General features: G+C 33.6%; 25 protein-coding genes. 20 read left to right on the plus strand and 5 right to left on the minus strand.

Annotated features, from left to right (window positions below):
- The first annotated feature begins 10 nt into the window (after positions 1 to 10).
- From IMCC3317_RS18205 to IMCC3317_RS18215, 3 genes are all read left to right on the plus strand, one after another.
- Positions 11 to 1,105 carry an acyloxyacyl hydrolase gene (locus tag IMCC3317_RS18205; RefSeq protein ID WP_160130909.1) on the plus strand — a complete coding sequence of 365 codons (1,095 nt, stop codon included), beginning with the start codon at positions 11 to 13 and terminating at the stop codon, positions 1,103 to 1,105.
- Between the two features lie 103 nt (positions 1,106 to 1,208).
- Entirely contained in the window at positions 1,209 to 1,769 is a 561-nt protein-coding gene (locus tag IMCC3317_RS18210; protein ID WP_160130910.1) for a hypothetical protein, read from the plus strand.
- Between the two features lie 311 nt (positions 1,770 to 2,080).
- Positions 2,081 to 2,827, plus strand: a complete 747-nt coding sequence (locus IMCC3317_RS18215; protein ID WP_160130911.1) for a head GIN domain-containing protein — start codon at positions 2,081 to 2,083, stop codon at positions 2,825 to 2,827.
- A gap of 139 nt (positions 2,828 to 2,966) precedes the next feature.
- On the opposite strand, the gene gldA is transcribed toward IMCC3317_RS18215, so the two are convergent.
- A complete protein-coding gene (gene gldA, locus IMCC3317_RS18220) occupies positions 2,967 to 3,860 on the minus strand; it encodes a gliding motility-associated ABC transporter ATP-binding subunit GldA (protein WP_160130912.1) in 894 nt (297 codons plus the stop codon).
- A 709-nt stretch (positions 3,861 to 4,569) separates the two neighbouring features.
- On the opposite strand from gldA, the gene IMCC3317_RS18225 reads away from it, so the two are divergent.
- The 6 genes from IMCC3317_RS18225 (at position 4,570) to IMCC3317_RS18250 (ending at position 9,472) form a co-directional block, all read left to right on the plus strand.
- Positions 4,570 to 5,400: a prephenate dehydratase gene (locus IMCC3317_RS18225; protein ID WP_160130913.1), complete on the plus strand. Its 831-nt coding sequence runs from the start codon at positions 4,570 to 4,572 to the stop codon at positions 5,398 to 5,400.
- Positions 5,397 to 6,548 (plus strand): pyridoxal phosphate-dependent aminotransferase, encoded by a 1,152-nt coding sequence (locus IMCC3317_RS18230; protein ID WP_160130914.1) that lies wholly within the window; start codon positions 5,397 to 5,399, stop codon positions 6,546 to 6,548. Before IMCC3317_RS18225 ends, IMCC3317_RS18230 begins: the two co-directional genes overlap by 4 nt.
- Positions 6,548 to 7,396, plus strand: a complete 849-nt coding sequence (locus IMCC3317_RS18235; RefSeq protein WP_160130915.1) for a prephenate dehydrogenase — start codon at positions 6,548 to 6,550, stop codon at positions 7,394 to 7,396. Before IMCC3317_RS18230 ends, IMCC3317_RS18235 begins: the two co-directional genes overlap by 1 nt.
- Before the next feature lie 259 nt (positions 7,397 to 7,655).
- On the plus strand, positions 7,656 to 8,738 hold the full coding sequence (locus tag IMCC3317_RS18240; RefSeq protein WP_160130916.1) for a bifunctional 3-deoxy-7-phosphoheptulonate synthase/chorismate mutase type II: 1,083 nt from the start codon (positions 7,656 to 7,658) through the stop codon (positions 8,736 to 8,738).
- A 64-nt stretch (positions 8,739 to 8,802) separates the two neighbouring features.
- Positions 8,803 to 9,009 carry a class I lanthipeptide gene (locus IMCC3317_RS18245; protein WP_160130917.1) on the plus strand — a complete coding sequence of 69 codons (207 nt, stop codon included), beginning with the start codon at positions 8,803 to 8,805 and terminating at the stop codon, positions 9,007 to 9,009.
- Positions 9,010 to 9,244: 235 nt separating this feature from the next.
- A complete protein-coding gene (locus tag IMCC3317_RS18250) occupies positions 9,245 to 9,472 on the plus strand; it encodes a class I lanthipeptide (protein ID WP_160130918.1) in 228 nt (75 codons plus the stop codon).
- A 75-nt stretch (positions 9,473 to 9,547) separates the two neighbouring features.
- On the opposite strand, the gene IMCC3317_RS18255 is transcribed toward IMCC3317_RS18250, so the two are convergent.
- Both IMCC3317_RS18255 and IMCC3317_RS18260 read right to left on the minus strand, forming a co-directional pair.
- Complete coding sequence (locus tag IMCC3317_RS18255; protein WP_160130919.1) at positions 9,548 to 9,730, minus strand: hypothetical protein; 183 nt, start codon at positions 9,728 to 9,730, stop codon at positions 9,548 to 9,550.
- An 18-nt stretch (positions 9,731 to 9,748) separates the two neighbouring features.
- Positions 9,749 to 9,967: a hypothetical protein gene (locus IMCC3317_RS18260; protein ID WP_160130920.1), complete on the minus strand. Its 219-nt coding sequence runs from the start codon at positions 9,965 to 9,967 to the stop codon at positions 9,749 to 9,751.
- Between the two features lie 274 nt (positions 9,968 to 10,241).
- Here IMCC3317_RS18260 and IMCC3317_RS18265 point away from each other — a divergent pair, with 274 nt between their 5' ends.
- The 9 genes from IMCC3317_RS18265 (at position 10,242) to queA (ending at position 20,870) form a co-directional block, all read left to right on the plus strand.
- Positions 10,242 to 10,838 (plus strand): hypothetical protein, encoded by a 597-nt coding sequence (locus IMCC3317_RS18265; protein WP_160130921.1) that lies wholly within the window; start codon positions 10,242 to 10,244, stop codon positions 10,836 to 10,838.
- 211 nt (positions 10,839 to 11,049) lie between these two features.
- Entirely contained in the window at positions 11,050 to 11,889 is an 840-nt protein-coding gene (locus tag IMCC3317_RS18270; RefSeq protein WP_160130922.1) for a hypothetical protein, read from the plus strand.
- Between the two features lie 255 nt (positions 11,890 to 12,144).
- Positions 12,145 to 13,098 (plus strand): ribosome small subunit-dependent GTPase A, encoded by a 954-nt coding sequence (gene rsgA, locus IMCC3317_RS18275; protein WP_160130923.1) that lies wholly within the window; start codon positions 12,145 to 12,147, stop codon positions 13,096 to 13,098.
- Between the two features lie 110 nt (positions 13,099 to 13,208).
- Complete coding sequence (gene dtd / locus IMCC3317_RS18280; protein WP_160130924.1) at positions 13,209 to 13,661, plus strand: D-aminoacyl-tRNA deacylase; 453 nt, start codon at positions 13,209 to 13,211, stop codon at positions 13,659 to 13,661.
- Positions 13,662 to 13,768: 107 nt separating this feature from the next.
- On the plus strand, positions 13,769 to 15,676 hold the full coding sequence (locus IMCC3317_RS18285) for a DUF3857 domain-containing protein (protein ID WP_160130925.1): 1,908 nt from the start codon (positions 13,769 to 13,771) through the stop codon (positions 15,674 to 15,676).
- 30 nt (positions 15,677 to 15,706) lie between these two features.
- Entirely contained in the window at positions 15,707 to 17,713 is a 2,007-nt protein-coding gene (locus IMCC3317_RS18290) for a DUF3857 domain-containing protein (RefSeq protein ID WP_160130926.1), read from the plus strand.
- Positions 17,714 to 18,053: 340 nt separating this feature from the next.
- Complete coding sequence (locus IMCC3317_RS18295) at positions 18,054 to 18,380, plus strand: nucleotide pyrophosphohydrolase (protein WP_160130927.1); 327 nt, start codon at positions 18,054 to 18,056, stop codon at positions 18,378 to 18,380.
- Positions 18,381 to 18,507: 127 nt separating this feature from the next.
- Positions 18,508 to 19,731, plus strand: coding sequence for a 3-phosphoshikimate 1-carboxyvinyltransferase (locus tag IMCC3317_RS18300; protein ID WP_160130928.1), 1,224 nt, complete (start codon positions 18,508 to 18,510; stop codon positions 19,729 to 19,731).
- A gap of 83 nt (positions 19,732 to 19,814) precedes the next feature.
- Entirely contained in the window at positions 19,815 to 20,870 is a 1,056-nt protein-coding gene (queA, locus tag IMCC3317_RS18305) for a tRNA preQ1(34) S-adenosylmethionine ribosyltransferase-isomerase QueA (RefSeq protein WP_160130929.1), read from the plus strand.
- A 93-nt stretch (positions 20,871 to 20,963) separates the two neighbouring features.
- On the opposite strand, the gene IMCC3317_RS18310 is transcribed toward queA, so the two are convergent.
- On the minus strand, positions 20,964 to 21,158 hold the full coding sequence (locus tag IMCC3317_RS18310) for a hypothetical protein (RefSeq protein WP_160130930.1): 195 nt from the start codon (positions 21,156 to 21,158) through the stop codon (positions 20,964 to 20,966).
- A gap of 165 nt (positions 21,159 to 21,323) precedes the next feature.
- On the opposite strand from IMCC3317_RS18310, the gene IMCC3317_RS23265 reads away from it, so the two are divergent.
- Positions 21,324 to 22,373: a hypothetical protein gene (locus IMCC3317_RS23265; protein ID WP_174805959.1), complete on the plus strand. Its 1,050-nt coding sequence runs from the start codon at positions 21,324 to 21,326 to the stop codon at positions 22,371 to 22,373.
- Positions 22,374 to 22,539: 166 nt separating this feature from the next.
- Positions 22,540 to 23,580: a 23S rRNA (adenine(2503)-C(2))-methyltransferase RlmN gene (rlmN, locus tag IMCC3317_RS18320; RefSeq protein WP_160130931.1), complete on the plus strand. Its 1,041-nt coding sequence runs from the start codon at positions 22,540 to 22,542 to the stop codon at positions 23,578 to 23,580.
- Between the two features lie 116 nt (positions 23,581 to 23,696).
- Here rlmN and IMCC3317_RS18325 read toward each other — a convergent pair whose 3' ends face one another.
- Positions 23,697 to 23,933, minus strand: coding sequence for a hypothetical protein (locus IMCC3317_RS18325; protein ID WP_160130932.1), 237 nt, complete (start codon positions 23,931 to 23,933; stop codon positions 23,697 to 23,699).
- Positions 23,934 to 23,982: the final 49 nt, after the last annotated feature.

Genomic DNA, 23,982 nt, shown 5'->3' on the forward strand with positions numbered 1-23,982 from the left:
TGTCATTGCAATGAGAAATGTAGTTTTTTTAATATTCATCTATTCGTGTTTTTGTGTAGCACAAGAAACACCACAAAAAGGCGCAACGCTAGATGTCAATTATTTTGGCGGAAGCATTGTACGTCATAATGACGATATTTTACACTTAATTTCAGGACATCCAGAAGGTTTCATCATTAGTTACAACCGAAAAACATTTGGGTATGATGATTGGTCAGAATTCTATAACTATCCAGATTATGGTGTTTCTTTAAGTTATCAAAATCTAAAAAATCAATATTTAGGCAAAAATGTTGCGTTGTATGCACATTACAATTTCTACCTTTTCAAACGAAATGTCATATTTCGAATTGGTCAAGGATTTGCGTATACAAACAATCCGTACGACAAAAAGGACAACTTTAGAAATATTGCATTTGGTTCTCGCATCATGAGTAGCACCTATTTAATGCTCAATTATAAAAAGGAAAACATCTTTGACCGATTTGGCTTACAAGCAGGTTTATCGTTCATTCACTATTCCAATGCAAATGTAAAAGCACCAAATACAAGTATCAATACATTGGCTTTAAATGTTGGTGTAAATTATAATTTAGATGATATTTCTCAGATTGAATATCAAAAAAATGATAGCATTCAAAACTTTTCAGAATCAATCAAATATAACATTGTCTTACGTTCAGGAATTAACGAAAGCGACGCCATAGGAAGCGGACAATATGGTTTTACAATTCTTTCTGCGTATGCAGACAAACGATTGGGAAGAAGAAGCGCAATTCAGGTGGGAACAGAAGTCTTTTATTCTAACTTTTTAAAAGAATGGATTCGACACAGATCAATTGCATTTCCTAACGGAGAAGTCAAAGGTGATGAAGATTTTAAGCGTGTTGGCGTATTTGTGGGACACGAATTATTTATCAATAAATTTTCAATAATTACACAATTCGGATATTATGTATACTATCCTGTAGATTTTGAAGGAAGAACCTACATACGCGCCGGAATGAAACGATATATTGGCAAAAAGTGGTTTGTGGTTGGTACGCTAAAATCTCATACGGCAAAAGCAGAAGCCTTTGAATTAGGTGTTGGAATTAGATTGTAAATTAATAGTTTTTAGCATTGAGTTGTAAGTATTGAGATATTAAATTGAGAGCAAAAAATGAAAATTTGTAACAATTAAGATATCAATCAAAAAAACTACAGTCATGAAAAAAAGAGCTATCTATTGTGTGTTAATAGTTTTGTTTATCAGTCAAGCTGGAATTGCGCAAGTTGCTCCTGAGGAGAATATTAAAAAAAATAAGCTTGAGTTAGAAAGCGATTTTGAAAAAAGCCCTAAATTAAAAGGAATCATTTTAGGTGTGCATGGAGCAAGAGAAACAATGTTTGAAATTGGTTATTTTTATTATGATTGGATAGAACAAACATCGGGTAAAATCCCTGCCATTGGCGGACTTGGATATTCAATATCTATAGAAAACTATATAAATCACAACTATATTATTGCGCCAAAAACAGCTATTTGGGTAAATCTTTTATATTTTAATGTTGGAATGAGTTTTCCGTGGTATTTTGATATGGAAAAAAATAATAGTTTCAGAGTCAGACCAGAAATCGGATTCGGTTCAGGAGATTTCAAACTAACATATGCTGTAAATATGGCAATTACAAATAAAGACATGAATAACATAAGTAAACATATGGTTTCTGTCATTTGTTTTTTGAATTTTAACAGAAAAGCAAGTGAAAATAAGCAAAAATGGTAATGTTTTATGATGAATGTTTTAAACCTTAAACCTTGAACCTTGAACCTTGAACCTTGAACCTTGAACCTTGAACCTGAAAAATAACGAATATCGAACAAGGAATTTTGAATATTGAAGTTTGGTTGAAGAAAATAGGTTGTAAGCTAAATCTAAATAGAGAAGCGACAAACAAACGAATCAACAAATCAACAAAGTATAAAATTAGAAGTTTAAAACTTTGGAATAACGAATATTGAACAAAGAATTTTGAATGTTGAAGTTTTTAAACCTTAAACCTTAAACCTTAAACCTTGAACCTGAATTGGAGTGCAATGAAAAAAACATACTACATATTACTACTTATAGCAATTAGTTCTTGCGATAATGAAGATGCAAACGATTGTTTTCAAACGTCGGGAAGTATCATCACCAAAGAAATTCGTGTGAATGATTTCTCCAAAATAGAAGTCAATGAAGGAATTAATTTAGTTTTAAAAGAAGGTTTGAGTCAAGAAATACTGATTGAAACTGGCGCAAACCTAATCAATGAAGTAGAGGCAACTGTGATTGGCGACAAACTATTTTTATACGATCATAACAATTGTAATTACGTGCGCGATTATGGAATTACAACCATTTACGTGACGTCACCAAACATTACGGAAATTCGCAGTAAAACACAATATGAAGTACGTTCTGACGGAATACTAACCTTTCAGAATCTCGCGTTGATATCCGAAAACTTCACAATTGATAATGCAGCTTCTGGGAATTTCAGATTGCAAATGCAAAATCAAGAGTTAAGTATTGAATTCAACAACTTATCAAACTTGTTCATTTCGGGAAGTACAGATCGTTTTAATATCAATTTTCCAGGTGGAAACTCACGTGTAGAAGCGGAAGATTTTACTGCAAACGTAGTTAATATATTTTCTCGCGGAAGCAATGATATCATCATAAATCCACAATTAGAACTTTCAGGAGATATTTACGGAACTGGAGATGTAATTGCGGTAAATCGTCCAGTTTTGGTAACACTTACAGCACATTATATTGGAAGTTTACTTTTTCAGGATTAATTTTTTAGAATCACATTTCGACTCCGCTCAATGTTCAAGATTCGTTATCACAACAAATCCACAAGAACACAACAGTAAGAAAATCTAAAAGCGCAGCGATCTAACATCTAACAGCGCAGCGTTCTAAAAGCGCAGCGATCTAATTTGTTAACTCCCGAAACAAACTCTCCAAATTCTTATTCTTTTGGTTAATTTTTAGTGCTTTCAAATCATTATCATGTGCAAAATCAAATACGGTTGGGCGCATATCTTTTGTAGTATCAAACGTAATTTCATATACTAAACCATGTGTGTTCACAACATGCGTCACATGCGGAATTTGTTGTATCAATACATCTTCTATGCGATAATCAAACTCAATTTCGATTACTTGTTTTTGATCTTTCTGAAGTTTTGCCAATGTTGTATCTGCGACAATTTCACCTTTGTTAATAATAATCACACGATCACAAATGGCTTCTACTTCTTGCATAATATGTGTGGAAAGAAAAATAGTTTTCTCTTTTCCAATAGAAGTAATCAAATTCCGAATCTCGGTCAACTGATTCGGATCCAAACCTGTAGTTGGTTCGTCCAAAATTAACACTTCAGGATCATGCAACAATGCATTTGCCAATCCGACACGCTGACGAAAACCTTTTGACAATTGACTAATCTTCTTATGCGCTTCTGGCAAAAGTCCTGTCATTACAATCACTTCTTCAATGCGCGATTTAGGAGTTTTGTACACATTTGCGTTAAACGCTAAATATTCACGCACATGCATATCCAAGTACAACGGATTGTGCTCCGCAAGATACCCAACGCTTTTTTGAACATTTCGTGCTTCCGTAGTTGTATCAAATTCATTTACAACGGCATTTCCTGAAGTCGCTTTCAAATACGTAGTCAATATTTTCATCATCGTAGACTTTCCAGCACCATTTGGACCTAAAAACCCAACAATCTCTCCTTTAGCAATGCGAAAAGAAACATTATGCAATGCTTTCTGTTCTCCATAAATTTTTGTGATATTTTCTACTACAATAGACATATACAGGAATTAAAGATTCAAAACTACATAAATTTTTATCAGTATTTCATATGATTAAATCAAATAAAAACAAAAAATACTGCTGTTTGCTGATAAAAACGTTTTTCTTCAAAAAATATTGGCAAACCATTTTGATTATAAAAATTAATCTATACATTAGCTGAACATTAATAAAAAAAACATGTTTAATACAAATTATTTATGGCAAGGTTATTTTTACTTCTTTTTTTATAGAAAGAAGCAGGAACTCCTAGTTGTATATAGTTAATTTTAATTAAACTCAACATATAAAGCAAGTTCCGAAATATATTCGGAACTTTTTTTTTGGAGTAAAAATTAAAAAGTGAGGAGTTATATGTAATTAAGCTAATCTAGATTTTACATGAAAATCGAAATGGTTTTTCTTTTTCCGAAGTGTAGTAATTCTTTTCGTTAAGAATTTTTGAAGCCTTGGAAAAAATTTAGAAAATAATTACGGTTCTAGTTTTTCAGAGAAAAAACTAGAAACACCTCTGGAAAAAGCGCCTTTTCTTTTGTTTCTTTTCTTTGGGCGAGCAAAGTAAAAGAAATCGAAGATTCATAAGTTCCTTAATTTTAAAATAGAAATGACACGAATTAAAATAAAAAACTAAAATAAAATACTTTTTGAGAAGCATTTTGATTAAAAATTATATCAAATGAATCTTTTAAGCTAGAAGTATATAGACTAATGAAACAAACAATAGCCATACAAGGAATTCAAGGTTCCAATCATCACAAAGTAGCACAATTGTATTTCGGAAACGATGTGCAATTGGACGAATGCTTATCATTTGATGCATTGGTTTCTAGCTTAATGAACGAAAAAAGCAGTTACGCAATCATGGCGTTGGAAAATACCATTGCAGGTTCTATAATTCCAAACTATGCATTAATTGATACAAATAACATTCACATCAATGGAGAATTTTATCTAAACATTCATCATCATTTAATGGCGTTGCCAAATCAAACTATTGAAGATATTACGGAAGTTTGTTCGCATCCGATGGCGCTATTACAATGTAAAGAATTCTTCAAGAAATATCCACACATAAAATTAGTAGAAGATGCAGATACGGCGGCAGTTGCGGAGAGAATTCAACAAAAACAATTAAAAGGAGTAGCCGCAATTGCAACAAAAACGGCAGCCGAATTATTCAATTTAGAAATACTTTCTGGAGAAATTCAAACCATCAAAACAAATGCAACGCGTTTTGTAATTCTTCAAAAAAAACCACCTAAAAATGGCATCGATCAAATTGATAAAGCTTCTTTACGATTTGAATTAGATCACAAAAGAGGAAGTTTAGCAACAGTACTCAATGTAATGAGCGATTGCAAAATTGATCTCACCAAAATACAATCCTTACCAATTATTGAAAGACCTTGGAAATATGCCTTTTTCGTAGATGTTACGTTTGAAGACTATGAAAATTACACCAAAGCGATTTCAGTATTGGAAATAATGACGACAAGTTTAAAAGTGTTAGGAACCTACAAAAACCAACGAAACCAATGATTCCAGCAAAACGCATACATACAGTTGAAGAATACTATTTCTCTAAAAAATTACGCGAAGTACGTGGTTTAATAGCGGCTGGAAAACCGATTATCAATCTTGGTATTGGAAGTCCCGATTTACAACCGCCAACTGTTGTAGTAACTGCTTTAGAAGCAAGTTTGCACGATGAAACTGCGCACAAATATCAAAGTTATCAAGGAATTCCTGAGTTGAGAAATGCCATTGCAGATTTCTATCAAAAAAATTACAACGTGTCGCTAAACGCGAATGATGAAATATTGCCATTAATGGGAAGTAAAGAAGGTATTATGCATATTTCAATGGCGTATTTAGATGAAGGCGATGAGGTTTTAATCGCAAATCCAGGATATCCAACATACACTTCGGTAACGAAACTATTAGGCGCAATTCCGAAATATTATAATTTAGATGCTTCAACGAATTGGTTGCCCGATTTAGCAAAATTGGAACAACAAGATTTAAGTAAAGTAAAATTGATGTGGGTAAACTATCCGCACATGCCAACAGGCGCGAAAGCAACAAAAGGGTTCTTTGAACGCTTAATTGTGTTCGCTAAAAAGCATCAAATTCTAATTATTAATGACAATCCTTATAGTTTCATTCTCAACGATGAACCGTTAAGTATTTTGTCAATAGCTGGCGCAAAAGATGTTGCGTTAGAGTTGAATTCGCTCAGTAAATCGTTCAATATGGCAGGTTGGCGTACAGGAATGGTGATGGGAAAAGCAGCACACATTCAGCATGTATTAAAAGTAAAAAGCAACATGGATTCAGGCATGTTTTACGGAATCCAAAAAGGAGCTATCAAAGCATTAGAAAGTTCTAAAGAATGGTTTACAGAACTCAATAAAATATATGCAAAACGGCGTGAACTCATTTGGGAATTGGCAACAAAACTAGAATGTGTATTCGACAAAGAAACTGCCGGAATGTTTGTTTGGGCAAAAATGCCAAAAAATAGCAACCTGACTTCGGAAGCATTCATAGACAAATTGCTCTATGAAAAAGACGTATTCATTACGCCAGGAAGCATTTTTGGAACGCAAGGCGAAGGTTATGTGCGTTTTTCATTATGTGTATCTGAAGAAAAAATAAAAGAAGTCATTAAAAGAATAGAGCAATAATGAACGTATACATCATAGGAATCGGACTTATTGGCGGAAGCATGTCGTTGGATATTCAAGAAAAATATCCAGAAGCAATCATATATGGAATTGACGCAAATGAAACGCATTTAGAAGAAGCATTGCAAGGAAAGTTAATTCATAAAAAAGCAATACTTCAAGATGTACAATTTGCAGATGTTGTCATTGTCACAATTCCTGTGCACGTATCTGTTGGCGTTATTACGGAAGTTTTAAACACAATTAATGACGATACGTTGGTAATTGATGCAGGTTCTACCAAAGAAAAAATCTGCGAAAGCATTGCAACACATCCAAAACGAAGAAACTTTTTGGCGTCACATCCAATTGCAGGAACGGAGTTTTCAGGGCCAAAAGCTGCTGTCAAAGGATTATTCATTGGGAAAACAATCATCATATGTGAAGTTGAAAAAACAGCATTCACATTACAAGAAAAAGCGTTGGAAATATTCAAAAACTTAGGCATGCGCATTCGATATATGGATTCAAAATCGCACGACAAACACATTGCGTACGTATCGCATTTATCGCACATAAGTTCGTTCATGCTAGGAAAAACGGTCATTGAAAAAGAAAAAAATGAACGCGATATCTTTGATTTGGCAGGTAGTGGATTTGCCTCAACAGTACGTTTGGCAAAAAGTTCGCCAGCCATGTGGACACCAATATTTGAACAAAACAAAGCCAATGTCATCGAAACATTAGAAGAATACATTGCCAACTTACAAGAATTTAAAAACTTAATGTTGCAAGACAATTTTGAAGGAATCTATCAAGAAATGGAAAATACGAATCACATAAAAAAAATATTAAAAGGAATCAAATAATAATACTTAGGGCGTTTCCAATAAGAACACTTCGAGAAAACCTCAGTGTGCTTCTTGGTCGGGCTATTCGCTGTATCTCCCGAGAAAATCGGGAGGATGCCGCTGCTATCCCTAACGTATTACATTGAGCGGAGTCGAAATGCGGAAGTTCCCACGAAAGTGGGAATCTCAAAGAGCAAAGAATAAAGAATAAAGAATAAAGAATAAAATAACAAATAACAAAGAACCAAGAGCAAAAAAACAAAAAACAAAAAAACCCATGGAAAACAAAAAAGAACTTAGAAATTGGTTAGATGCCTTCGGATTAGATCATCCATTAGTAATTGCAGGACCATGTAGTGCCGAAACAGAAGAGCAAGTACTAAAAATAGCGCATCAATTAAAAGATACAGATGCAACGGTATTGCGCGCAGGAATATGGAAACCTCGTACGCGTCCAGGAAATTTTGAAGGTGTTGGCGCGCTTGGACTCAAATGGTTGCAAAAAGCAAAAGAAGAAACAGGAATGTTAATTGCAACGGAAGTGGCAAACGCAAACCATGTTCGCTTAGCTTTAGAACACGATGTAGATGTATTATGGATTGGAGCACGCTCAACAGTAAGTCCATTTATTGTACAAGAAATTGCAGATGCTTTAAATGGTACAGACAAAATTGTATTGGTAAAAAACCCAGTAAATCCTGATTTACCATTATGGCTTGGTGCTATTGAACGTTTGTACACGGCAAACATAAAAAACTTAGGAGTAATTCACAGAGGATTTTCAACCTACGAAAAAACACGTTACCGAAACAATCCAGAATGGCAAATTCCGATTGAATTGCAAAACCGATTCCCAGATTTACCATTAATATTAGATCCTTCTCACATTGCAGGACGAAGAGATATTATTTTTGATATCTGCCAAACAGGTTTAGATTTAAACTATGATGGCTTAATGGTGGAAACACATTTTGATCCAGACAATGCTTGGAGTGATGCCAAACAACAAATTACGCCAGCTACTTTAGTAGAGTACATGGAAGATTTGAAAATCAGAAAAGAAACAGATACCGAAGCTGATTACAAAAATGCGCTAAACACATCGCGTACACAAATTGATGTTATTGACCATCAATTAATAGAAATGTTAGGAAAACGTATGAAAGTTGCCGACAAAATTGGTGCCTTAAAAAAGGACAAAAACGTAGCAATCTTACAAACCAAACGTTGGAATGAAATTTTAGGAAAAATGATTTTGGAAGGCGAAGAAAATAAATTAAGCGAAGAATTTATCTTAAAAATCTTCAAAGCCATTCACCAAGAATCAATCAATCATCAAAAGAAAATTATCAATAGCTAATATTTAATTGGGTAACATGGCTAGGTTTTTGTGACTACATATTATAACATTAAAACCATATATTATGAAAAAAAACAAAGTAAACTCAAAAATCAGCATCACAAAAAGCGTAATCGCAAGTTTGAATGAAGTTGATGTTCGTAAAATTGTTGGTGGAGCAATTACTGGAAACGACTGTTTAAACAACACATTACGGTGTCACGAAAGTGAAGTAATTTCTTGCTACAGTCCATGTGGTGGTTCAGCAGCAACTATTGGATGTCATAAATAAAATTAGATACTAAAAAAGCGAGCCAATCGGCTCGCTTTTTGTTTTTCAGCAATAGCTATAAAAAACTAGACACATGTACAGGCAGTATTTGCAATGAGCGTTTCAGGCGAATATTTTCAAAGCTATTCACCAAGAATCAATCAATCATCAAGAAAAAATCATCAATAATTAAAATAAACTGGGTAACATGGCTAGGTTTTTGTGACTACATAGTATAACATTAAAACCATATATTATGAAAAAAAACAAAGTAAACTCAAAAATCAGCATCACAAAAAGCGTAATCGCAAGTTTGAATGAAGTTGATGTCCGTAAAATCGTTGGTGGAGCAAATAATACTCACATAGTATGTTATAATAACACAGAGCGGTGTAAACTCAGTAATGAAATTTCTTGTTATAGTCCTTGTGGTCCAGGTGGATTTGGAACTCTTGCCTGCAATCCAGGAACTACTAATTGTTAACAATAAGTAATGAATTTTGTAAAAAAAGCGAGCCAATTGGCTCGCTTTTTACTTTTCAGCAATGTTTATAAAAAACTAAGCGCATGTACATCTCGTATCTGGTAAGTCCGATTTTGGAAAGCAAATTTTTGGATCAATAGAATTCGGGTTATGTTCGCTTCCGCCAGAAGTATCAATTGGATTATCTCCACCTTTAATAGTAAAATCAGCAATTGATTTCTTGTTCAATGCTAAACTTTTTAAATTTCGTTTTTTCATAATATTCAAGTTTTTAAATTAACAATCTCCAGCGACGGAAGGTCCATGTGGTACACATCCTATTCCCTGCGTGTTTGGAGCTTGTTCGGAAGGACAATGAGCATAGATATGATGTGTTTGTGGAAAAGGAATTGATTCTTCGCAAGGATACGTTTCTTCAGCATTTTCGCTTCCACCTTTTAGTGAGGAAACAGCAATTTTGTTTAATTGTAAACTTTTTAAATTTCGTTTTTTCATAATAGTTATAGTTTTAAAATTAATAATGAATCAAAAGAAGAAAAAAAAGTTCATCAAAAAAAGAAACACTATTGACGGTTTATGAATTCGCAATAAGCTACTGAAAATGTGTAAAATAGATTGTTGATGGTTTATGAAAACGTACTAAATAGTCCAGTTAACTGATGTGCATTTGCGAACTTTATTTTTAATAACTGATATTTATCAATAGATTTGCCGCCTCCCAAATGTATTAGTTTACATAAAAATTATTCTAAAAATTTTACAAACAAACATGAAACACATTTTACACGTATTGCTATTTCTATTTGTGCTCAACTTAAATGCGCAAGGTAAATTAGGACCAATTACAATTTCTTATGGACAAGAAATTAAAGAAGACAAAGAAAAAATTGTTCGAATTGCAGGAGAACTTAATGGCAAAATTTACACGCTAGCACGCAAAGGAAAAAAGAAGTATTTCTTAAAAATGTTTAGTGCGGACAAAATGGAAGTGTTGGCAACACAACAAATTGAATTTTCAGAATACAAAGGAAAAGACCTTACGTTTGAGGAAATCATTGTTGTTGGAAATAACTTATATGCATTTGGAAGTTTATATGATCGTAAAGCAAAAGAAAATCATTTAGTAGGATTTCCAATTTCGGCAGACGGAAAACTTTCAAAAGAAGGACAATTATTGTTCAATACGAAAGTGACTAAAAAAAGAGAAAGAGGTGCTTTCTACTTTAAGGAATCTCCAACAGGCGATAGATTGCTAATTATGCATGCCGCTTTTTTTGATAAAAAAGAAGAAGTACAATATGAAGTAAAGTTATTTAATGAAAATCTTGAAGCGGAAATGACGAACTTAGAAACAGTTTCCGTTTGAAGATAGAAGAGATTTAGAATTTAATATTGCCGATTTTGATGTAAATGTATATGATGATATTTTTATTGTCATTAATGAAAGTTACAGAGATCGTAAACAGAAAAAAAACATTGAAAAATTTGAAGTACATGCTTTCAAAAAGGAAAGCGGATACGCAAAAGAAATTATCAATATCGATTTTACAAACAGAGAAGTCATCAACTGTGAATTATTGGCAACAAACAAAGATGTATTGCATTTAGTAGGTTTTTACTCAAGTGTACGCAAAAACGGAAAAGCCAACAGAAAACTTAGAGGTGTATATGCGGCAACAATTGATGCTAAAACCAATGAAGTCACAAATTTGAAATTCAATAAATTTGATCTTGAAACTAAAATAAAACTAATTGGAGAGCGAAGAGCTAAAAAAGATAAAGACATTTTACCATTATACCGCACACATAGTTTGATTGAAAAAAATGATGGCGGATTATTCCTATTATCTGAATATCAAGAAATAATTGTTGGGAGAAGTCAAGGAATTGGTCCAGTATCTGTACAACCAATTACGTACATTAACAATGAAATTATTGTAACCTCTTTAAATGCAGATGGAACAATTGCTTGGACAAATGTAATAGCAAAAAGACAAGTAGCAAGTTTTACAGTATTCTCACTTGGAATTTTTGGTTTTGCACAAGGAAATGGTTTTTCAGTTGGTGTTGGAATCTCAATTCCAATCGCAGTAGCAGGTAAAGGACCAGAATATTTAAGTGCGATTCCTATTTATGAAGACGGACAATTGACAGTAATTTTTAATGACAACAAAAAGAATATTGGTGTAACTGATATTGAAGAAGTTAAAAAACTTGGAAACTATAACAAAGCCATTCCAACGGCATTTGTATTTGACGATCAGGGGAAAATTACACGAATTGATTCAAAAGAAGTAAAAGACGAGCAATTAGTCATCAGACCCGGAATTTATTACCGAAAAGGCCCAAATGATTACATTATTTATGCATCGAGAAAATCGAAAGATAAACTTGGGAGAATGCAAATTAAGAAGTAATATAAACTGAATTTGATGTAAAATAGTACGAAACAGATTCTTTTTCCGCAGTGTAGCAGGCATTTTTCGTTAAGAATTTTTGAAGCCTTGGAAAAAATTTAGAAAAATGAATGCGGTTTTTAACTCGAAATATTCTTAAATAAACTTAAATTATTTAGAGAATTCACATTAATATAACTCAAAACAATAACAAAAGGTTTGTATGAAAGTGCAAACCTTTTGTTATTTCTAAGAATAATCTTGATATTTGCCGCAATGATAGGAACAGTTTATAAATCTACGGGAAGTTGGTATTTGGTGAAAACCGAAGAAGGCAAAGCGTATGAATGTAGAATTAAAGGTAAATTTAGGCTCAAAGGAATCAAAAGCACCAATCCTATTGCGGTTGGTGACAAAGTGAACTTTACACTGGAAACCGACAACAATACGGAAACAGGTATTATTGATAAGATTTTTGATCGAAAAAACTACATTATCCGAAAATCGGTCAATCTCTCGAAGCAAACACACATTATTGCTTCAAACATAGATCAAGTATTTCTATTAATCACCATTGACAATCCGCCAACATTTCCAAACTTCATAGATCGTTTCTTAGTCACCGCAGAAGCCTATTCGATTCCGTGTGTATTAACATTCAATAAAATTGATACCTACACAGAAATTGAACGCCGTGCAGAAGTTATGTATCTCAAAGATATTTACGAGAAAATTGGGTATGAATGTATAGAAATTTCCGCCAAGGAAAATAAAAACATAGAAGCCATTAAACAACGGATGAAAGGAACAGTAAGTATGTTTGCAGGACATTCTGGTGTTGGAAAATCAACGTTGGTAAATGCAATTGCGCCAGAACTCAATCTGAAAACCAAAGAAATTTCAGATCAACACAAGCAAGGACAACACACCACAACTTTTGCGGAAATGTTCGATTTAGAATTTGGTGCAAAAATAATTGATACGCCAGGAATTAAAGGATTTGGAATTGTAGACATGGAAAAAGAAGAATTAGATAACTATTTTCCAGAATTTCTAGCTTTAAAAAACAACTGTAAATTCAACAATTGTATTCACATTGAAGAGCCATATTGTGCCATAAAAGATGCAGTTGACGATGGAGAAATTGCTTGGTCGCGTTACAAAAGTTACGTGCAAATCATAGAAAATGAAGAAAATAATTACCGCGTAGACGAATTTAAAGATGACTAATGTTTAAATGTTTCACTGGTTTTTTTCTTTTTCCGCAGTATAACAATTTTTTTTCGCTGGTTAAAAAAAACTTTAAAATATCAAATAAAGAATACTATATTTAGTTGTTTATGAAAGCAGTAATTCAAAGAGTTTCAGAAGCAAGCGTTACGGTTGATCAAAAAAAAGTAGCCGAAATTAGTCATGGAGTATTAATTTTACTCGGAATTGAACACGAAGATACACACGAAGATATTGCGTGGCTTTCTGCCAAAATTTCCAAACTTAGAATCTTCAATGATGAAAATGGCGTCATGAATACGTCACTAATTGATATTAATGGCGAAGCAATTGTTGTAAGTCAATTTACATTGCATGCGAGTACAAAAAAAGGGAATCGTCCCGGATATATCAAAGCAGCAAAACCTGACGTTTCAATTCCGTTATACGAAGCATTTGTAGCACAATTAGAACAAGACATTCACAAAAAAGTACACACAGGAATCTTTGGCGCCGATATGAAAGTTGCGTTGCTAAATGACGGACCTGTAACCATTATTATAGACACAAAAAACAAAGAATAAGACTTTGTAAACTTTTTCTTATGTTTATGGAGATTAAATTTGTTAAATCATTTCTTTTAGTATCTTCGCAACATGTTTTCCCCAACATATTGAAAAAACATACACGTATGCGCATAAAATTATTTTGGATTACACTCTTCTTACTAAGCATAAACTTGGTCACTGCACAAGATGATCTCACAAGTTATTTAACACTTCCGTCAGAATTAACAGAAAATGCAAATGCTGTTGTTCGATTAGATGAAACCATTGTTGACGTAAGAGCGATCAACGATATGGAAATCTCAGAAAAACGGATTGTAACGGTTCTCAACGAAAAAGGAATCTACAAAATTGGAGCTGCTGTTGGTTATGATAACGACATTAAAGTAAAAGATGTAGAAGTTAGAATCTATGACAAATTTGGAAAGCAAATTAAGAAAATTCGTGAACGCGATTTCATAGATGTAAGTGCTGTTTCTGGCGGAACTATGTATACAGATTCACGTGTAAAATATATTGATTACACACCGACAGAATATCCGTTTACGGCAGTATTTACAAGTACAATCCAAACCAAAAACACAGCAAACTTGCCAAGTTTCAATCCAATAGGATACTATATAGGAATTCAAAAAAGTCGTTACAAAATTACGTATCCATCATCATTTATCTTACACAAAAAAGAACTCAATTTAAAAGAATTTGGAGTTATAAAAGATGAAAAAGAAGGAAAGCTGTCGTATAGTATTGAAAATTTTCCAGGTATAAAACCTGAATCACTAAGTCCATCAGAATCCGAAATTGAGCCGAAAGTATTCTTAGCGTTAAACAAATTTAGTTATGATGGCGTTACCGCCGAAATTAACAATTGGGAAGAATTTGGTTCATGGATGTATCAAAGTTTATTAAATGGTCGTGCAACGGTTGATGCAGAAACAACAGCAACCATTGAAAACTTAGTGGCAAACGCAACTTCAGATCGTGAAAAAGCAAAAATCATTTATGAATTCATGCAAAACAAAACACGGTATATCAGCGTGCAAGTTGGTATTGGAGGTTTTCAGCCAATTCCAGCAAATGAAGTAGACAAAGTTGGGTATGGCGATTGTAAAGGTTTGACAAACTACACCATGGCTTTACTAAAAATTGCAGGTGTAGAATCGTATTACACGCATGTAGAAGCTGGAAACGAAATAGTAGGTTTCTATGATGACTTTGCGTCGCTAGCACAAGGAAATCATGTGATCTTAAACATTCCAAATAATGGTGATGATATCTGGTTGGAATGTACAAGTCAAAAAGTACCTTTTGGTCACATTGGCGACTTTACAGATAATAGAAATGTATTAGTCATTACACCTGAAGGTGGAAAAATAAAGCGCACGAAAAAATACAGCACAGAAGAAAATCTGCAAGAAACAAATGGTTTGTACACGCTAAACAATGACGGAAACATCATTGCCGATGTTACTGTGATGACAAAAGGAATTCAGTACGACAGTCGGTATTATCTGCAAGACCGATCTGATGTAGAAAAAGACAAACATTACAAAAGATATTTTAGAACCGTAAACAACGTAAACATTGATGAAATTGCGCTTAAAAATGATAAAGAAGCAATTGCATTCTCTGAAAAAATAAAATTTAAAGCAGATGCATATGGTGTCATTACGGGCAATCGTATGTTGTTTGCGCCAAATGCCTTAAACAGATATACAAACATTCCGGATAGATACCGAAATCGTAAATTTCCATTAGAAATTCAACGCGGTTATTACGATACGGATGCTTACGAAATAAAACTGCCAAATGATTACAAAATAGAAGCCATTCCAGACAATGTAACTTATGAAACCAAATTCGGAAGTTACTCGTTTACAATTACAAAAAAGGATGATCAAACCTTGCAATATCAAAGAACAATTAAAATAAAAGATGGTTTATATCCAAAAGAAGCCTATAAAGAATATCGAAAATTTATCAAAAAAATCGTCAAATACGATGGTTCTAAAATCGTATTAATCAAAAAATAACAAAGTATCACTACTAACAAATTCACACAGATGAAAAAATACATCGTACTCGCGTTTGCATTTGTATGTTTCGCAACAATCAATGCACAAGAGGTTAAATTTGGAGACATTTCCAAAGCAGCATTAGAAGAAAAACAACATCCAAAAGATCCTGAGGCAAATGCAGCTGTCTTATACACAAGTACATACTGTTTCATACGTTATACAAGTGGATTGGGTTTTCAGCTAGAAACAGAAATTCATACACGAATCAAAATCTATAACAAAGATGGTTTTAATTGGGCAAATCATTACATACCATTATACAAAGGAAATAGTGCCGATCGTGAAAAAGTTGCCAACTTAAAAGCATACACGTACAACTTAGAAGATGGGAAAATAAAAGATACCAAACTAAGAAAAGACGGAATCTTCAAGGAAAAACGTTCTGAATACATAAGCGTGCAAAAAATAACAATGCCTAACATTAAAGAAGGTTGTATTGTAGAGTTTAAGTACAAAATGATTTCTCCATATATCGGAAATGTAAACGAAATTCACTTTCAATATGACATTCCTGTAAATAAAATTGATGTTATATTTCAAACGCCAGAATATTATACTTTCAAAAAACATTACAAAGGATACTTTAGACTGAATCCAAAAGAAACTAGCAAAAACGGTAAAATTGGTACAGCTTCTGGATCGAACTTTTCAAGCAGAGAACATTCAGGTTTTAGTCAAGGAAGCCTCGAATTTACATATTATATCACAAAATTTGATTTAAAAGATGTGCCCGCACTAAAAGAAGAAAGCTTTGTAACTAACATTGAAAACTATCGAAGTGCTGTAAAATTTGAATTATCACAAATTCAAATGCCAAAAAGAATACCACAATATGTAGTACAATCTTGGGATGACGTTGTCAAAACTATCTACAGAAGTCCGTTATTTGGAGGGCAATTAGAAAAAAACTCATACTTTAAAAGTGATATTGATGGATTGATTGCAGGTGTTTCTGGCGATATGCAAAAAGCAGCATTAATCTACAATTATGTACGAAACAAAGTAAAATGGAATGGAAGCTACGGGAAATATACAGATGTTGGTGTTCGTAAAGCATATAAAGAAAATGCTGGAAATGTAGCAGATATGAACTTAATGCTCACAGCAATGTTGCGCTATGCTGGCGTAAATGCCAATCCTGTAATTCTAAGTACGCGACTTCATGGAATAAAAATGTTTCCAAGCTTAAACGGATTCAATTACGTAATCGCCGCCATAGAAGTTGAAGACGCTGTAATTTTATTAGACGCTACAAACTATTATGGAGAACCAAATGTATTGCCATTACGCGCGCTAAACTGGTCCGGGCGACTCATTCGTAAAGATGGAAGTTGGAGTAAAATCAGTTTAATGCCAAACCAAGCAGCATTACGTGCTACAAGTGTAAACGTTACCTTAGATGAAAATGGCGACTTGCAAGGAAAACAACGTACACAATTTACATCGCACAATGCTTTAGACTTTAGAAAAGTATATACGAAAGCTGATAAAGATGATTATCTTGAAAAACTTGAAAATAATATTGGCGACATAGAAATTGATGAACATAACGTAAAAAATATTAAGAAAATAGGAAAACCTGTATTAGAATCCTATTCGTTTACAAAAGAAGCGCAAGCAGAAATAATTGGTGACAAAATGTACTTTTCGCCACTATTCTTCTTAGCAACAACTGAAAACGTTTTCAAAACTGAAGAAAGAAAATATCCAGTTGATTTTGGCTATCCTTGGAAGCGAAAAATAATGATGAATATCAAATTGCCAGCAGGTTACGAAATAGAATCAATGCCAGAAGCAATAGCGGTTAAATTGCCAGAAAACTTAGGTGCATATTCTTTCAATCTATCCAAAACACCAACAGGAATCAGTGTTGTAATGTCAAAAGAAATTAACTCGCCTGTAATTACGCCAGACAAATACGGTGCATTGCGTGAATTTTACAAAATGTTGATTGAAAAAGAAAAGGAAAAAATAGTATTAAAGAAAATATAAAACACACTATAAAATTGAAAGGTTTCTGCACAATAGCATGAAATAATTCACAGAAAAACTATATTTTTACAAGTGACTTTATAACACGTTTATAAAGTCACTTTTTAGTGAAACTCAATTTTGAAAAGTCTGAAAGACGAATTCAAAATTGTAAGTTGAACTAGAGGCTATTTATAAAGTCAAAGCTTCGTTAAACCGAACTTGATTCGGTTTCTCATCATCATTGAAAATCAGTGTAATGTGATTCTGAATCAAGTTCAGAATGACGCCTTCGATAACTTTTCAGACAGCCTCTTTTGATTAAAAATAATAAAGCTTTCGCTTAAATAAACTCAGTCTCATGAACTTAAAAGCAGCACAACTCGACGTTGACACTTGGATAAAAGAACATGGCGTTCGGTATTTCAATGAACTCACAAACATGGCGCAACTCACAGAAGAAGTTGGAGAAGTAGCGCGCATCATTGCAAGACGTTACGGAGAACAAAGCGAAAAAGAAAGTGACAAAGATAAAGATTTAGGCGAAGAATTAGCAGATGTTGTATTTGTTGTTTTATGTTTGGCAAACCAGACAGGAATCAACTTGCAAGAAGCATTTGACAAAAAATTGGACAAAAAAACCAAACGCGATCATGATCGCCATCACAACAACGAAAAACTAAAATAGAGTACGTCAGATTGAGTGTCAAATCTTAGATTTGGTATATCGAAAACAAGAAAATTATAAATACTTCTCGATACAAAATTCTTCCAGAATTTAACTCGAAGAGACGTTACGAATAAAACACATAATAATGAACATAAAGCTTCAAAAATCAACACTTCATCAAAAATCAACCATTGCTGTAACAGGTTCCAAAAGTGAATCCAATCGGTTGTTACTTCTGCAAGCTTTATATGCGAATATTTCCATAAAAAACATTTCCAATTCGGATGATGCTACGCTGATGCAAAAAGCATTAAAATCTTCAGATGCTATAAAAGATATTCATCACGCAGGAACGGCAATGCGTTTTCTAACCGCATATTACGCAACACAAAACGGAGAGGAAATCACGCTCACAGGTTCGTCACGTATGCAAGAACGACCAATAAAAATATTAGTGAAAGCATTGCGACAATTGGGCGCAAATATACAATACACAAAAAATGATGGTTTTCCGCCGTTACAAATAAAAGGTCGAAAATTACGAGGAAGCAACGTTTCGTTAGCGGCAAATGTGAGCAGTCAATACATTTCTGCGTTGCTATTAATTGCGCCAACGTTGGAAAATGGATTAACGCTTACGCTGGATGGGAAAATTACGTCAATTCCGTATATCAACATGACACTTTCCTTGTTGAACGATCTTGGTGTGCAAACAAATTTTGAAGGAAACACCATCAAAGTTGCACGATTTGAAGCAACAAAAGAAGCAAAAGCATTCACGGTAGAATCTGATTGGAGTTCGGCTTCGTACTTTTACAGTCTCATCGCGTTAAGCGAAATAGGAACAACTACTGAACTTTCGTCATACAAACAAAATAGTTTGCAAGGTGATTCGTGTTTGGCAGAAATATATCAAGAATTTGGTGTGGAAACTACATTTTCAAACCATACGATTACGTTAATTAAAAAGCAGCAACCAAGTACGAGTAGCATCAAGCTTGACTTAAAAAACGCACCAGATATTGCCCAAACAATTGCTGTGACAGCTTTTGGGCTGCAACTATCTTGTGAAATGATTGGATTGCACACATTGAAAATAAAAGAAACAGATAGGTTAGTAGCTTTAAAAACTGAATTGGAAAAATTAGGAGCTTCCGTAGACATTACTGAGGAATCTTTGTATTTGCATGAAGCGACTCAAATTCATGAAAACATCACAATTGCAACTTATAAAGATCACCGAATGGCAATGGCTTTTGCGCCGTTAGCATTGCGTGTTCCGTTAGAAATTGAAAAAGCGGATGTAGTTTCCAAATCCTACCCAGATTTTTGGAAGGATTTGGAAAAAATAGGCGTAGAAATGAAGTAAAACTAAAATAACTCCTTAAATACTTGACAACGCCTATCTTGAGATTGTATATTTGCTTTTCTTAAAAATAACTCAAAAGACTTATGGCAAAAAAGCTATCGCATTTCAGTTTTGATCTTCCCGAAGAATTATTAGCTGAATATCCTTCAGAAAACAGAGACGAAGCACGTTTGATGGTGTTAGATCGTAAAAAGAAAACGATTGTACACAAAAAGTTCAAAGATTTAGTAGACTATTTCGATGAAGGCGATGTAATGGTGTTGAATAATACGAAAGTATTTCCTGCAAGATTATTTGGAAACAAAGAAAAAACAGGCGCAAGAATCGAAGTCTTTTTATTAAGAGAATTAAACGAAGAACAACGTCTTTGGGATGTTTTAGTAGATCCTGCACGTAAAATTAGAATCGGAAACAAATTATACTTTGGTGAAGACGAAAGTTTAGTTGCTGAGGTAATTGACAATACAACGTCAAGAGGTAGAACATTACGTTTTTTATATGACGGTTCATACGAAGAATTCAGAACAAAACTAAGTGAACTTGGACAAACGCCACTTCCAAAATACATTAAAAGAGATGTAGAACCAGAAGATGAAGAACGTTACCAAACTATTTATGCAAAAGTAGAAGGCGCTGTTGCAGCACCAACTGCTGGTTTACACTTCTCAAAACACTTATTAAAGCGTTTAGAAATTAAAGGAATCGATTTCGCTGAAATTACGCTTCACGTAGGTTTAGGAACATTTAATCCTGTAGAAGTAGAAGATTTATCGAAGCATAAAATGGATTCGGAAGAATTGACAATTGAAACGCCTGCTGTTGAATTAGTAAATAATGCAAAAGATAACAAAAAGAGAGTTTGTGCAGTTGGAACTACGGCAATGCGCGGATTGGAAAGTGCAGTTTCTTCTGATTTAACACTAAATGAATATGATGGTTGGACAAACAAATTTGTCTTTCCTCCATACGAATTTAGCATTGCAAATTGTATGATTACGAATTTTCACACGCCAAAATCAACATTATTAATGATGGTTTCAGCGTTTGTAGGTCACGAATTCCTTATGGAAGCGTATACGGAAGCAATCAAAGAAGGGTACAAATTCTATACGTACGGAGACGCAATGTTAATTCTATAAAAAGAAAACACATATCATATATACAAAATCCTGTCTTTGGCAGGATTTTGTTTTTCTATAAAAAGCGAACCTATGTTTGCTTCTAATCTAAAATTAAGCACAAGGATAAACAGATCGACATGTTGGAGGAACACCTTGTATGCCTATGCAATGTGATAGTTCTACGGTATTAACGGTGGGTCTTGAATCTTGACCTTTTCCGCCACTCACAACACTATTTCCTTGTAAACTTGAAACTAGATTTTTGTTAAGTAATAATTTGTTCAGAATAAATCTCTTTTTTTTCATGATAATTTTTTTTTTGGTTAGTTCATAAAGTATAAAAATAAATTAGCAATCACTTACGGGAAAGCCGTAGTTAATAAATAAATTGTAGATTTATAATATTGCATGGAGCATTATCAAAATGTTTCTGAGATATCATTGTAAAAAACTCAACCTAAATATAATAATATGAAAACAAGTATTCTATATGCATTCTTCTGTTTATTAATTACGAACAATGCTTTCGCACAAAATGGAAACACACAAATTCCTGTACTACAAGTCAACCCAAATAGTACTGTTTCTTATCAAGGAAATTTATCTGATGGGCAACAAATTTCTGATTTGTCTTGGGCAGCCAATAGTAGTGTTGCGTGTTTTCCTGCTACTCAAAACCAAAAATTCACCGGGAATCACGTTTTGTATTCAACAACGATACCGAAGCGTTCTGAAATGTTTATCAAAGTCATTCCAAAAAATCAAAATCAAAACTTTAGTATATATGCGTATCAAGTTGGTGAAACTAATGAACAATTACCGCCAAATTTGAGTAGTTGTGTCACTTGTGAAGCTGACCATAAATGGGATCGTAATTGGAAAGGAAAAACACAAGATCACACTCGAAAAATTCGTTTGAATGCCATTAATCATCCTTATAAAGTAATCATTGGTGTTGTAGGCGCAGAAGGTTTGACGGAAGGCGACTTTACGTTGGAAATAAAACTAATTGGAGGTGAAGAAGCTCCTCAATTGACACAAGCCAAAGTAAATGTAACCAAAATAGAAACAAAAGGAGCAATTACTACAACAAGTGGAAACTTGGAAACAGGTATTTTAATTCGTGATTTATCATGGGCTGAAAATAGTAGTGTTGCGTGTTTTCCTAGTATTCAAAATAAAAAATTCTCAGGAAATCACGTTTTATATTCGACGACGATTCCGAAGTATTCTGAAATGTTTGTCAAAGTTATTCCAAAGAATAAAAATCAAAACTTTAGCTTGTATGCGTATCAAGTTGGTTTGACCAATGAACAATTACCGCCAAAGCTGAGTAGTTGTATCACTTGTGAAGCTAGCCATAAATGGGATCGTAAATGGCGAGGAAAAACGCAAGATCACACTCGAAAAATTCGAGTGAATGCCATTAGTCGTCCTTATAAAATAGTCATTGGTGTTGTAGGCGCAGAGGGTTTGACGGAAGGTGATTTCGAATTAGAGATTGAAATTAAAAGAAGGTAATATATAGATACGAGATCGTTTTTGATATATTGAACCTTAAATTTTATAGGCCTGTTAATGAAAATGAAAACGGAGAATCACTTTAGGTAATACGCGGTTCTTACGTGAACAGAAAGGAACTAAAGTTAACAACTATAAACTCACAAATTCTCCCTATTTTTGCAGCATGCAAGCAGTTAAAAAAGATATCCGAGCATTAAGCAAAGAGCAACTTCGTGATTTTTTCGTAGCAGAAAGCGACAAAGCATTTCGTGGAAATCAAGTATATGAATGGTTGTGGCAAAAAGGTGCGCATACTTTTGAAGACATGACAAATCTTTCGAAAGAAACACGCCAAATGTTGGAAGAAAACTTTGTCATCAATCACATTCATGTGGACAAAATGCAACGCAGTGCTGATGGAACCATCAAAAATGCAGTCCGCTTGCACGATGGACTTACGGTAGAATCGGTTTTAATTCCGACAAGTACGCGAACAACGGCGTGTGTATCGAGTCAAGTTGGTTGTAGTTTGGATTGTAAATTTTGCGCTACATCACGATTAAAACGCATGCGAAACCTTAATCCTGATGAAATATACGATCAAGTTGTTGCTATAGATCAGCAAAGTAGATTATATCAGAACAGACCATTATCAAACGTTGTATTCATGGGAATGGGCGAACCATTAATGAATTACAACAATGTTATAAAAGCGATAGAAAAAATCACTTCGAAAGAAGGTTTAGGCATGTCGCCAAAACGAATCATAGTTTCAACATCTGGTGTTCCAAAAATGATCAAAAAAATGGCGGATGATGAAGTCAAATTTAAACTAGCGGTTTCGTTACATTCTGCAATTGATGAAGTTAGAACAGAAATTATGCCGTTTAACGAGCATTTTCCACTTAAAGATTTAAAAGAAGCGTTGGCATATTGGTATGATAAAACTAAGAATCAAATTACGTACGAATATATAGTTTGGGACGGAATTAACGATCAACAAAAAGATATCAATGCATTGGTGAAATTCTGTAAAGATGTACCGAGTAAAGTCAATCTAATAGAATACAATCCAATTGACGACGGACAATTTCAACAAGCAAATAGTAAGGCAATTGATCGCTATGTAGATTCGTTAGAACAAAACGGAATTACAGTAACAGTAAGACGTTCACGCGGAAAAGACATTGACGCGGCTTGCGGACAATTGGCGAATAAAGAGTAGCTTCTTTTAATTTGATAATATTTCAATTAGAAAAATATAAATAATGCTTTTTCAGCAAAAAAAATCCTTTCAAACTAAGTTAAAGCTGAAAGGAATTCTATTCTCAAAAATTTATCTTATCTAAGTTTGGCTACAGTTTCTTCATAACCATGCCATAATTCTGTGATGAATTCATGATCTTTTGAAAAGTCATTATTAAGTTTGTCCAATGCTTTTTCAAGGTTTTTGTCAGGATGATTAAATAAATCTACTTGTAAATGACCTACTTTTTCAACAAGACTTTCACATGAATTTTTGATGTCTTCAATCTTTCTTAAAAATTCTTCTTTAAGCTCTAAATCTGTTTTTTCCATTGTACGAATTTGTTTTTTGGTTCTTCTAGTAAGACACATCAATACAAGT

It is taken from the genome of Kordia antarctica (genome assembly GCF_009901525.1).
GTDB classification, from domain to species: domain Bacteria; phylum Bacteroidota; class Bacteroidia; order Flavobacteriales; family Flavobacteriaceae; genus Kordia; species Kordia antarctica.

Coding starts and splice junctions, on each gene's coding strand:
- IMCC3317_RS18310 (WP_160130930.1), bottom strand. CDS start 21,158: ATGAAAAAAAAGAGATTTATTCTGAACAAATTATTACTTAACAAAAAT.
- IMCC3317_RS18230 (WP_160130914.1), top strand. CDS start 5,397: ATGATTCCAGCAAAACGCATACATACAGTTGAAGAATACTATTTCTCT.
- IMCC3317_RS18210 (WP_160130910.1), top strand. CDS start 1,209: ATGAAAAAAAGAGCTATCTATTGTGTGTTAATAGTTTTGTTTATCAGT.
- IMCC3317_RS18290 (WP_160130926.1), top strand. CDS start 15,707: ATGAAAAAATACATCGTACTCGCGTTTGCATTTGTATGTTTCGCAACA.
- queA (WP_160130929.1), top strand. CDS start 19,815: ATGGCAAAAAAGCTATCGCATTTCAGTTTTGATCTTCCCGAAGAATTA.
- rlmN (WP_160130931.1), top strand. CDS start 22,540: ATGCAAGCAGTTAAAAAAGATATCCGAGCATTAAGCAAAGAGCAACTT.
- IMCC3317_RS18295 (WP_160130927.1), top strand. CDS start 18,054: ATGAACTTAAAAGCAGCACAACTCGACGTTGACACTTGGATAAAAGAA.
- IMCC3317_RS18285 (WP_160130925.1), top strand. CDS start 13,769: ATGCGCATAAAATTATTTTGGATTACACTCTTCTTACTAAGCATAAAC.
- IMCC3317_RS18255 (WP_160130919.1), bottom strand. CDS start 9,730: ATGAAAAAACGAAATTTAAAAAGTTTAGCATTGAACAAGAAATCAATT.
- rsgA (WP_160130923.1), top strand. CDS start 12,145: ATGATAGGAACAGTTTATAAATCTACGGGAAGTTGGTATTTGGTGAAA.
- IMCC3317_RS23265 (WP_174805959.1), top strand. CDS start 21,324: ATGAAAACAAGTATTCTATATGCATTCTTCTGTTTATTAATTACGAAC.
- IMCC3317_RS18225 (WP_160130913.1), top strand. CDS start 4,570: ATGAAACAAACAATAGCCATACAAGGAATTCAAGGTTCCAATCATCAC.
- IMCC3317_RS18235 (WP_160130915.1), top strand. CDS start 6,548: ATGAACGTATACATCATAGGAATCGGACTTATTGGCGGAAGCATGTCG.
- gldA (WP_160130912.1), bottom strand. CDS start 3,860: ATGTCTATTGTAGTAGAAAATATCACAAAAATTTATGGAGAACAGAAA.
- dtd (WP_160130924.1), top strand. CDS start 13,209: ATGAAAGCAGTAATTCAAAGAGTTTCAGAAGCAAGCGTTACGGTTGAT.
- IMCC3317_RS18260 (WP_160130920.1), bottom strand. CDS start 9,967: ATGAAAAAACGAAATTTAAAAAGTTTACAATTAAACAAAATTGCTGTT.
- IMCC3317_RS18215 (WP_160130911.1), top strand. CDS start 2,081: ATGAAAAAAACATACTACATATTACTACTTATAGCAATTAGTTCTTGC.
- IMCC3317_RS18265 (WP_160130921.1), top strand. CDS start 10,242: ATGAAACACATTTTACACGTATTGCTATTTCTATTTGTGCTCAACTTA.
- IMCC3317_RS18325 (WP_160130932.1), bottom strand. CDS start 23,933: ATGGAAAAAACAGATTTAGAGCTTAAAGAAGAATTTTTAAGAAAGATT.
- IMCC3317_RS18240 (WP_160130916.1), top strand. CDS start 7,656: ATGGAAAACAAAAAAGAACTTAGAAATTGGTTAGATGCCTTCGGATTA.
- IMCC3317_RS18300 (WP_160130928.1), top strand. CDS start 18,508: ATGAACATAAAGCTTCAAAAATCAACACTTCATCAAAAATCAACCATT.
- IMCC3317_RS18250 (WP_160130918.1), top strand. CDS start 9,245: ATGAAAAAAAACAAAGTAAACTCAAAAATCAGCATCACAAAAAGCGTA.
- IMCC3317_RS18245 (WP_160130917.1), top strand. CDS start 8,803: ATGAAAAAAAACAAAGTAAACTCAAAAATCAGCATCACAAAAAGCGTA.
- IMCC3317_RS18205 (WP_160130909.1), top strand. CDS start 11: ATGAGAAATGTAGTTTTTTTAATATTCATCTATTCGTGTTTTTGTGTA.